This window comes from Achromobacter animicus, assembly GCF_902859585.1.
GTDB lineage: Bacteria > Pseudomonadota > Gammaproteobacteria > Burkholderiales > Burkholderiaceae_B > Achromobacter > Achromobacter animicus.
In genome coordinates this window covers 43,487-53,674 of the sequence record NZ_CADIJM010000023.1, presented here as the reverse complement: position 1 = coordinate 53,674, position 10,188 = coordinate 43,487, and the positions used below count along the sequence as shown (strand labels likewise).

General features: G+C 59.7%; 10 protein-coding genes. 4 read left to right on the top strand and 6 right to left on the bottom strand.

The window, feature by feature from the left end; all coding sequences use genetic code 11:
- The 6 genes from HV681_RS26610 to flhD form a co-directional block, all read right to left on the bottom strand.
- The coding region (locus HV681_RS26610) for an Hpt domain-containing protein (protein ID WP_175126094.1) at positions 1-463 on the bottom strand (463 nt) is incomplete at its 3' end.
- A gap of 28 nt (positions 464-491) precedes the next feature.
- Positions 492-872 (bottom strand): response regulator, encoded by a 381-nt coding sequence (locus tag HV681_RS26605; protein WP_175126093.1) that lies wholly within the window; start codon positions 870-872, stop codon positions 492-494.
- Complete coding sequence (gene motB, locus HV681_RS26600; protein WP_175126092.1) at positions 869-1,864, bottom strand: flagellar motor protein MotB; 996 nt, start codon at positions 1,862-1,864, stop codon at positions 869-871. The genes HV681_RS26605 and motB overlap by 4 nt, the downstream gene beginning before the upstream one ends.
- A gap of 11 nt (positions 1,865-1,875) precedes the next feature.
- Positions 1,876-2,745 carry a flagellar motor stator protein MotA gene (gene motA, locus HV681_RS26595; protein WP_056570169.1) on the bottom strand — a complete coding sequence of 290 codons (870 nt, stop codon included), beginning with the start codon at positions 2,743-2,745 and terminating at the stop codon, positions 1,876-1,878.
- A gap of 116 nt (positions 2,746-2,861) precedes the next feature.
- Positions 2,862-3,440, bottom strand: coding sequence for a flagellar transcriptional regulator FlhC (gene flhC / locus HV681_RS26590; RefSeq protein ID WP_175126091.1), 579 nt, complete (start codon positions 3,438-3,440; stop codon positions 2,862-2,864).
- A 33-nt stretch (positions 3,441-3,473) separates the two neighbouring features.
- Positions 3,474-3,797 (bottom strand): flagellar transcriptional regulator FlhD, encoded by a 324-nt coding sequence (gene flhD / locus HV681_RS26585; protein WP_046806433.1) that lies wholly within the window; start codon positions 3,795-3,797, stop codon positions 3,474-3,476.
- A gap of 425 nt (positions 3,798-4,222) precedes the next feature.
- Between flhD and HV681_RS26580 the strand changes: the two genes are divergently transcribed.
- The 4 genes from HV681_RS26580 to HV681_RS26565 all read left to right on the top strand — a co-directional run bounded on the left by HV681_RS26580 (position 4,223) and on the right by HV681_RS26565 (position 10,006).
- Complete coding sequence (locus tag HV681_RS26580) at positions 4,223-4,978, top strand: RNA polymerase sigma factor FliA (RefSeq protein ID WP_175126090.1); 756 nt, start codon at positions 4,223-4,225, stop codon at positions 4,976-4,978.
- Between the two features lie 268 nt (positions 4,979-5,246).
- A complete protein-coding gene (locus HV681_RS26575; RefSeq protein ID WP_175126089.1) occupies positions 5,247-6,845 on the top strand; it encodes a methyltransferase regulatory domain-containing protein in 1,599 nt (532 codons plus the stop codon).
- 221 nt (positions 6,846-7,066) lie between these two features.
- Positions 7,067-8,791 carry a FliC/FljB family flagellin gene (locus HV681_RS26570; protein WP_175126088.1) on the top strand — a complete coding sequence of 575 codons (1,725 nt, stop codon included), beginning with the start codon at positions 7,067-7,069 and terminating at the stop codon, positions 8,789-8,791.
- 330 nt (positions 8,792-9,121) lie between these two features.
- Positions 9,122-10,006 carry a hypothetical protein gene (locus HV681_RS26565; protein ID WP_175126087.1) on the top strand — a complete coding sequence of 295 codons (885 nt, stop codon included), beginning with the start codon at positions 9,122-9,124 and terminating at the stop codon, positions 10,004-10,006.
- The last annotated feature ends 182 nt before the right edge of the window (positions 10,007-10,188 follow it).

Sequence of the window (10,188 nt, the reverse complement as noted above, 5' to 3'; positions counted from 1 at the left end):
CGACCGGCGCAGCAGCGGGTGCATGCGCAGCGGGCGCGGGCGCGGCGGCCGCGGCGGGATCCTTATGCTCCAGCGCAAGCTGCCTCAATACGGCGCAAATACGCTCAAACACGGCATCATCGGGCTCTTCGGAGGCCCGATAGGCATCCAGTTGGCTTTTGAGCACGTCTTTCGTTTCCAAGAAAATATCAATCATGTCCGTGCGCAGCGCCATTTCGCCACGCCGGATCGCGTCCAGAAGGTTCTCAAGCAGATGGGTCGTGCCCGCCAGCTGGTTGAAACAGCCGAACGTCGCCGCACCGCCCTTGATCGAATGCGCCGCGCGGAAAATGGCGTTGAGCTGCTCGATGTCGGGCGCGCCCACATCGAGCTCGAGCAACAGCTGCTCCATTTGCGCGAGCAGCTCGTCCGCCTCGTCGAAAAAGGTCTCGTAAAACTGACTGAGGTCCAAACCAGAACTCATGACCCGTACGCCTTTCTAAATGAACCTGCTACGCGCCGGCCTGCTCGTCGAGCAGTTCGGTCGCCAATTCCACCAGCACATCGGGATCCACCGGCTTGGAAAGCCAGCCGCAAACACCCAGATCCCGGGCTGCCATCTTGCTGTCCACGTCGTCCTCGGTGGTCAGCACCAGCACCGGCACGTCCATGTACCGGTCCTCTTCGCGCAACCCCTGGATCAACTCCAGACCGCCCTTCACCGGCATGTTCCAGTCGCTGACGACCAGATCCACCGGGTTGGCCATCGCCACTTCCAGCGCTTCCTGGCCGTTGCAAGCCGTCAACACGTTCCAGCCTGCGCCGGTCAGCGTCGCCTGCACGATCATCCGCATGGTCGTGGAATCATCCGCGACGAGTATCGTTGCCGTCATTGTTGTCGAACCCCTTCAGCGGGCGGGGTGTTCTCCGCCTCGCCCTGCTTGGTTGCCGTTGCGGCCTGGCTGGCGGCTTGCACCGCCTGCACGGCCGTCCCCACCTCGCGCGCATCCTTGGCGCTCAAATCCGCGGCTGCGGCGTTCTCGCTTTCGATGCGCTTCTGGGTGCTTTGGTTGAGCACCACCAGGCTGATGCGTCTATTAACGGCTGCATACGGATCATCTTTAACCAGACTCATGCTGGAAGACAGACCCTGGATGCGCATGACCTTGCTTTCGTTCATGCCGCCCGCCACCAATTCCTGGCGCGAAGCGTTTGCGCGGTCGGCCGACAGCTCCCAGTTGCTATAGGCGCGTTCGCCGCGCGCATACTGCGACGCGTCGGTATGACCCGAGATGCTGACCTTGTTGGGCAGTTCGTTCAGCACCGGCCCCAGCTCGCGCAGGATGTCGCGCATGTACGGCTGCACTTCGGCGCGGCCGGTCGCGAACATCGGGCGGTTCTGGTTGTCGATGATCTGGATGCGCAGGCCTTCGGTCGTCAGATCGATCAGGAGCTGCGGCCGGAAGGATTTCAGGACCGGGCTCGTCTCGATGACGTTTTCGAGGCGCTTCTTGAGGTTTTCGAGGCGATGCTGCTCGCGGCGCTCGGCGTCGCCCATCGGCTGGGACTCGACCCGGTTGCCCTGGCCGCGGCGCACGTCGCCCTCGCTGCGCAGCGGGTCCTGCCCGCCGCCCGGCACGGCGCTCGTTTCCGCCGAGCTGCTGGGCCCGCCCGTAATGGCGACGCGCAGCGGCATGCGGAAATACTCCGCGATGCCCTTCAGTTCTTCCTTCGGCACGATGCTGACCAGCCACATCACCAGGAAGAACGCCATCATTGCCGTGATGAAGTCGGCGTACGCGATCTTCCAGCTGCCCCCGTGGTGCCCGCCGCCCTTGACCTTCTTGCGGCGGATCACCACACGGTGATTATTTACCGTGCTCATGGCCCGCTCCGTCAGGCCTTGCCGGTCGACTTGGTCTGGCGGACGTGCTCTTCCAGCTCACCGAAGGTGGGCCGGACCGCCGAGAACAGCACCTTGCGGCCGAATTCCACCGCGAGCTGGGGCGGGTAACCGTTCATGCTGGCCAGCAGCGTCGTCTTGATGCATTCGAGCACCTTCATGGCTTCATCGGTGCGGCGTTCCACGCGGGAGGCCAGCGGACCCACAAAGCCGTACGCCAGCAAAATACCCAGGAACGTGCCGACCATCGCCTTGGAGATCAGGTCACCCAGAATGGCGGGCGGCTGATCCACGGCGGCCAGCGCCTTGATCACACCCAGCACCGCGGCCACGATACCGAAAGCAGGCAGGCCGTCGGCCATCTGCTGCAGCGCATGCGCCGGCACTTCGCGCTCGTGGCGGTAGGTTTCGATTTCCTCGTCCATGAGCGTTTCGATTTCGAACGAGCTCATGTTGCCGCTGATCATGATGCGCAGGTAGTCCGTAATGAACTCCATGAGCTTCTCGTCTTTGGCGATACGGGGATACTCGCTGAAGATCGGGCTGGAGCCCGGGTCCTCGATATGCGATTCGATGGCCATCAGGCCTTCACGGCGCGCCTTGTTCAGCAGCACATACAGGAGCGCCATCAGCTCCATGTACACGTCCTTGCCGTAGCGCGAGCTCTTGAGCGCGTCGGGAAGCGCCTTCTTGACCAGCATCAGCGACTTCTTGCTGTTGCCCGCCAGGAAAGCCCCGAACGCCGCGCCGAAGATCAGCGTCAGCTCGAAGGGCTGGTAAAGCGCGCCCATGTGTCCGCCCAGCGCCATGAAGCTGCCGACGACCGACACGATCACCACAAGAAAACCGATAACAATCAACACAACGGGCCCCTGCCAACGAAGTCTATAACTTGCGTCAATGATCCCCTGTCCCCCCTGCCCCAAAAAGGCGGGTTAGGGGGTGTTTTCCAGGGCTTTTGATGTATTTGGACGCCCGATCAGGTCGGAGCGGCGGTCGCAATGGGGGCTGAACGGCTGCCGGCGCGTGCTTTGGCCGCCGCGCGGGTCTTGCCGGCGCGAGGTGGCGGGCGGCAGATGGCGCACACGAAATCGGACTGCGGATCGTGGGCGTGGGCGATGAAATGGCCGCCGCATTGCCGGCACGCAGAGAGCTGCAACATGCCGCTATCGAAGAATCGCACCAGCATCCACGCCCGGGTAAAGCTCAGGACGGGCTCGGCATCCGCGGTTTCCTGCCCCGCGTTTTCGAGATACAGGCGATACGCATCGATGGTGGCGCGTATGCCCTTGCTGGTGGTGCGCGTATTCAGGAACGAATACACGTTATAGAAGAGAGAGGAATGAATATTCGGCAGCCAGGTCATGAACCAGTCAACCGAAAAAGGCAGCATGCCCTTGGGTGGCGAGCAGCCGCGGATTTCGCGATACAGGCGGGCGAGGCGATCATGGCTGAGGCTTGTTTCAGCCTCAAGCACCTGAAGGCGCGCGCCCAGCGTAATCATGGAGCTAGCAAGCAGAATGTCGTCCGCTTCCTGGGAAACGCTCTTGGAGGCCATTACAGGTGTATCCGAGTGGAATTCGCGAGGCCGTCAGGCCAGTTCTTCGACAGGCTGCTTGGCGAGCAGGATGGTTGCATGCGCTTGTTGCAGCGCACCACCCAGAACGTCGTGAGTCAGCGCGGACAGCAGGCTGTAATCGTCAAAGCGGAAACGGCACAGCAGCGAGCTGGAGCTGGCCAGTTTCACCAATTGCGCCGGCGAAAGGCGCATGAGAATGTCAGCGACTTCGTTGCTGAAACCCAGGCGGAACATCGATGCGGCGAAATCGTCCCGCAACATACGCTGAGCCAGTAACAGATATGACAGATTCACTTCGCGAATGTCTGCCAGCAAAGAATTTTCGACTTGTTGCACGCCGTACTCCCTATCCCTATCCCACCCGAGGGGCTTGATTACTCATAGCGCAGGCAACGATTGTTACCTGACTGCTTGCTGCATCCTGTTTTTATGCGAAATGTATCATTTGTTCGCAAATTAAGTAAAATTTACCACAGGTGATGTCATTTTCTATGACTTATATGACAAATCTTTGTTGATGTTGCGCAACGTGCCTTTCTAGACACACCTTGACATACAACTTCGTGACAAATTTTCGCCAATTTGCCAAATAAGCATTCAAAACGTTGCGTACTTCCTGAAATGAACGGCGCCCCATTGCCGACAATGCCAACTTAGCGACTCGTAAGATTCGCCCGCCTTACCGTAGCCGCGCTTGTCGACAATGTCGCAAATTGGCAACACGACCGCGCTTCACGATGGACTCCGCCAGAATTCCCGCAATGCCCCACGCAGATGACAGCCTGGTCGAATACGCGCCGCTAGTTCGGAAGCTGGCTTTGCAATTGCTCGCCCGGCTTCCCGCCAGCGTCGAACTCGACGACTTGATACAAGCCGGCATGATCGGCCTGCTTGATGCCGTCCGCCGTTATCAGGAAACCGCGGACGCGCAATTCGAGACCTACGCCACGACGCGTATCCGTGGCGCGATGCTCGACGAGCTTCGCGGCCAGGACTGGTTGCCGCGCAGCGTGCGCACGAAGGCCCGCAAGATCGAACAGGCGATCCAGTTTCTGGAACAGCGTTTGATGCGCGCGCCGACTGAGGCCGAGATCGCCGCGCAGCTTGAACTGACGCTGGATGAATACCAGTCGCTGCTGCACGATGCGCAAGGCGTGCAGATCGTGCATTACGAAGACTTCACCACCGAACCCGATTCGGCGTCGGGGCAGGCCGATTGGTCTGCGACGTTGAATCACGGGGCGCCGAGTGGGAATCCGCTGGATTCGCTCTTGGCCGGAGATTTCCGGCAGGCGTTGGTGCATGCGATTGACGCCCTGCCCGATCGGGAGAAGCTGCTGCTGTCGTTGTGTTACGAGCAGGGGCTGAATCTGAAGGAAATCGGCGCGATCATGAATGTGACCGAGGCGCGAGTGTGCCAGCTGCGCTCGCAGGCGACGGCGCGGATCCGGGCTCGGTTGAAGGATCAGGCTTGGCAGGAGTTGCCGCAGGAGGGGCAGATCGCGCAGATTATTTGAGCGACATTCCGATAGTCAGCAACGTTAATGGCGGTTGGCCGGCTTGCGGGACAGGGTTAAGCAGTCCGTGGCCCCGTCGTCTCGGCTTACGGTTTCTGTCACCCGCAAACATCGCGCCGAGCCTTTCGATCACCCATAAAGCCCGAGATATTGGGGCGTTATTCGACCAATTTACCGCTGAGCGCTGTTGCTAGCCTGTCAGCCCGGCATCGATTCAAAGCTCATGCCGCGTGCAATTCCTCAGCATTCCATTTCACTTGAGATTTCTATGTCCGAAACCGACGTACTCAACCAGGCTCTTTCCGACGCTTATGACGAAACCCCCTACGTCTCGAACGCCTTCTCAATGAGCGCCCCAGGAAGACTCCGGGCCGTCGCCGCTCTGTACGGTCTGCCAGCACCAGCGGTGGAAAGCGCGCGAGTACTGGAAATCGGTTGCGCTGCTGGAGGAAATCTTCTTCCCTTTGCGGCCGCAAACCCTGTTGCGAAGGTCGTTGGTATCGATCTGTCGCCTCAACAGATAAAAAAGGGGCGGGCTGCCATTGAAGTCATGGACTTGCGAAACGTCGATCTGCGAGCCATGAGCGTTACGGACGTCACGCCCGAATTTGGCCAGTTTGACTACATCATCGCTCACGGGGTGTTCAGCTGGGTTCCGCCCGAGGTCCGCGCAGCAATTTTGCGGGTATGTCGAGAGAACCTCGCTCCCGAGGGCATCGCATATATCAGCTATAACACCTACCCGGGATGGAAAGCGTCTGACGTCGTTCGGGATGCGATGATCCTTAACAGTCACAGCATCTCTGACCCCCAAGAGCGGCTTGCCAGAGCTAAAGATGTCTTAGGCATGCTTGAGCACGGTTTGTCGCCGAACAATCCCATGCGCTCATCACTTCAACATGCAGCTCGTCAATTGCGCTCGCAGTCAGACTATTACTTGATGCATGAGCATCTTGAAGCAGTCAACAGCCCTTGCTACTTCTTGGAGTTTGTGGCTGCAGCTCAACAAGCAGGTCTGACGTATTTGGCTGATGCCGAACCGCAGGCATCCATGGCTTCAAATTACGGGGACAACGTCGCTGTCATGCAGAACGCACTGTCGGCGAATGAAACTCGAGAAGTGAGAGAGCAGTACCTCGATTTCGCGGTAGGGCGAACCTTTCGGAAGAGTATGCTGGTCCATTCCGACAGGGATTCAAAAATCTTAGATCGCCCGGAAGCCAACGCATTCGCGCAAATGTATCTTGCCGCGTTCTTAACCCGGCAGCCCACGCCTGCAGGGTCTCCCACCGCCGAACGCAGGTATCTTACGATTCACAATGTCGGAATCGCATCCCAAGATGCGTCTTTCGTTGCCGTTGCGGAAGTACTGCGGCAAGCTTGGCCTAAATGCGTACCTTTTTCGGATTTGGTAAAAGCCGCCCGTCCCAAAACCCGCGAACTGCCAGACTCTGAACTAGACGAACTGGTCCTCCATCACCTCGTCACATTGCTCAATGCCAATGCGCTTGAATACCGCCTAGAGCCGGTGACATACGAATCGCGGGTGCCCCCCGAGCTGATTGCGGGGCTGAAATCCCTACGCGAGTTCATTAATCTCGGCAATCATGAGATTGGACTCTACAACCTCTGGCATCACAACGTACGCTTGCCGAGCGACCCCATCTGCAAATTCATAATGGGGCACATCGATGGCACGAACACCGTATCCGGACTCCGCACTCTTCTTCGAGACGCGCTCGCGGCTGGAGAACTAGCACATCCATCAGGAAAATCACTGAAGCGCACCCGAAATCTCGACTCGGTCGCTCAGTCGCTGCTCAATGACGTTCTGACAGGGCTCCGCAATCAAGGCGTATTGATTTGACCCCTTGATTGAACCGGCTGAAGGGGCGCGAGCATCCGCACCTAAGTCACCGCTCGCGCTCCCAAACAAAAAACATGCAGCAGGCCCCTAAAGGTTGATAAAGCGCTGCCGTTATCCTGGCAACGGAAGAGATTCAGCAAGCAAGTCGATACCTCACCGTTACAGTTTGGGCGGCCTAGCTGCCCGGTTTGAAGAAGCCTTTCTCTCTTGGGAGCCTAAACATGGCTGCAGTCATCAATACCAACTACTTGTCGCTCGTTGCTCAGAACAACCTGAACAAGTCGCAATCTTCCCTGGGTACCGCCATTGAACGCCTGTCGTCGGGCCTGCGCATCAACAGCGCTAAGGACGACGCCGCCGGTATGGCCATTGCCAACCGCTTCACTGCGAACGTCAAGGGCCTGACCCAAGCCGCTCGGAATGCCAACGACGGTATCTCGCTGGCCCAGACGACGGAAGGCGCCGCTTCCGAAGTCAACACCCACCTGCAGCGTATCCGCGAACTGACCGTTCAAGCGTCGAACGGCAGCTACTCGCAAGAACAGCTGGATTCGGTTCAAGGCGAAATCAACCAGCGCATGGCTGACATCGACCGCATCTCGCAGCAAACCGACTTCAACGGCGTGAAGGTTCTGTCTGATTCGGCTAAACCGCTGACGCTGCAAGTTGGCGCTAACGACGGGGAAACGATTACGCTGAACTTGTCCGAAATCAGCGTGAAGACGCTCGGTTTGGACGGTTTCAACGTCAATGGCAAAGGCGTCACGCAAAACCGAACTGCGACTGTGACCGATATTAGCGCAGCGAAGGGCACGGAAACTGCTGCAGGCTCTGGCGTCTACAACGTCATCACCAAGCACGATGCTGTGACTAGCGCTCAAGTGTTTGACAAACTGGCCAACGGCGACAAGGTTACGACCGACACCGCTGGAACGCCGACGGTCTACACGTACGACGCCGAAAAGGGTAACTTCACCTTCACCAACAAGACTGGCGCTGTTGGCAACACCGTTGCAGACCTTGCGGCGAAGCAAATCCCCACTAGCGGCACCGTTACCGGCACGTTCACGAATGCCACCAAATCGGCCAGCTTCGAAGTCGATTCGACGGGTAAGGTGACTTTGAATGGCGAGCAGGCGTACCTGTCCGCAGCCGGTGAACTGACGACCAACAATGGAACCGGTTCGAACGTCGCTACGATGGCTAACATGTTCGCTGCCGTCGCGCAAGGCAGCGGCGCGGCTAATACGTACAAGTACGCTGGTGCATCGATTACCGTTGGCGAAACCAAGTACACCCAAGCCGGCGGCACGTTCGCCGCAGCCGCAAACGGTGAACTGCAGTTCACCGACGTGGCAACGAAGGACACGGTGCTGAACAAGTCGATGACCGGAAACACGACGGTTGACATGGGATCAGGCATTTTTGCAGCTGCCGTCACCCTGGTAAATGGGGCTTCCGCCGGAGCGAACGCTACCTACGTTGACGGAAATGGCTCGTTCACGAAGGTCGATCAATACACTACGGAATACACGGTCAACAAGGATACGGGCGAAGTTAAAGTTTCCGGTGGCAACGGCCCGGGTGAGTACGCACCGAAGATCGGTTCCACCGCCTACGTCAATTCGAAGGGTGAACTGACCACCAAGACCGAAAGCGCCGGCGACAAGACCACCGACCCCTTGAAGACCCTGGACGCCGCCTTCACCAAACTCGACAAGCTGACCGGCGAACTCGGTGCCGTGCAGAACCGTCTGGAATCGACGATCGCCAACCTGAACAACGTCGTGAACAACCTGTCCTCGGCTCGTTCGCGTATTCAAGACGCCGACTACGCCACGGAAGTGTCGAACATGTCCAAGGCTCAGATCCTGCAACAGGCTGGCACCTCGGTTCTGGCGCAAGCCAACCAAGTGCCGCAAACCGTTCTGTCGCTGCTGCGTTAATCACGCCGCAACGCCCGACGGTTGGGCAGGATCTGGTCGCAAGACCTCCCTGCCCGCCTTCCTCGCACCGGGTGCTTCGCACCTGGTCGAACAGACAAGCCGGCTCACGCCGGCTTGTTTCTTTTCAGGTCGCGGATTCTTCCGCCATGCGCAGTGGTGGCACGCGAGAACGCTCGCCGTACCAGGCGCCGAGGCATCCCCCCGCGCACCGCCGCTCGGATCGCCGATCTCACGCGAAGCCGCCTTTTTCCGGCCCTATTCCCTCATTGCCTCCATCAGTCCATCGCGCATAATTGCGACCGCACGCCTTTGTATCCATATTTTTCACCCATGACCGCCACGCCTACCGATCCACTCGCTACGCAGCACGACAGCACGCCGGATCCAGACGACCAGGGGCCTGCGGACTCGCAGACCATGCGTCTGCGCGAAGAAAACCGCGCCTTGCGGGAATTGCTGGCTGCGCAGGTGCAGGCATCCCTGCCCCGCAACGAGCCCGGATGGTTCAAGCGTTTGTGCTGGTGGTTGATATCAGCGCCGGGAGCGGCGCTTGTGGGGTGGCGAGGCCTGTTAGGCCGCGACGAGGGTGGACCCATCACGCGCCGGCGCCTCGGATGCGCTACGGTGACCGTGGTTTATACCCTCGCCATCTATGGCGCCCTGGTGTTGCTCGTGGTGTCGTGGAACTCACCGAATAGCGCGACGTCGGGAACGACGGCCGCCAGTCCGGTGCGCGTGCCGCTGACGCCTCAGCCGCCCTTGTCGTCGGGTGTGGATGCTACCGCCAATGGTGGCGCGTCAGCATCGAGCGGCGCGCAATCGGAACGGCCTTCCGAGCCCGCGCCATCGTCCCCGGAGCCGGTGGTTTCCACATCGGTCGAACCCGATCCCCAACCCGCAACGCCGCCCGCAGCCGACGCCGCGCCCTCCATCACTGCGCCATCAGAACGAGGCAGTTCCGCCGCCCCTGAACGCGTCCCTGCGCCGGTTTCTTCGGCAGAACCCGCCCCGGCCGCGCCGCAGTCCACACTGCGCATCACCGAGATCCCCGCGCCGGATCCCATGGCATGGGTTGCAGTATTGGACGGCGAACTCGCGCAATGCGCGAAACTGGGCTTCTTCGAACGTCCCGAATGCGCGTGGGCCGCCCGCAAGCAGTACTGCGAACCCAATGAAGGCTGGGGCAAAGTGAAGGAATGCCCGGCGCAGCCGTAGCCGGCCATGACCGCACGTGGCACAGGCCAATGCCGCCGTGGCAAGCAAAGACCTTACCTGTCACATGCCCGCCACGATCCCCCGCCACAATGCACTGCGCCTCGCGATCATTGCGAAATGTTTTGCATCATTCGATTGGCGTGCCCCATAATGCGACTTGCTTCGGCCGCTGATCCGGCCTC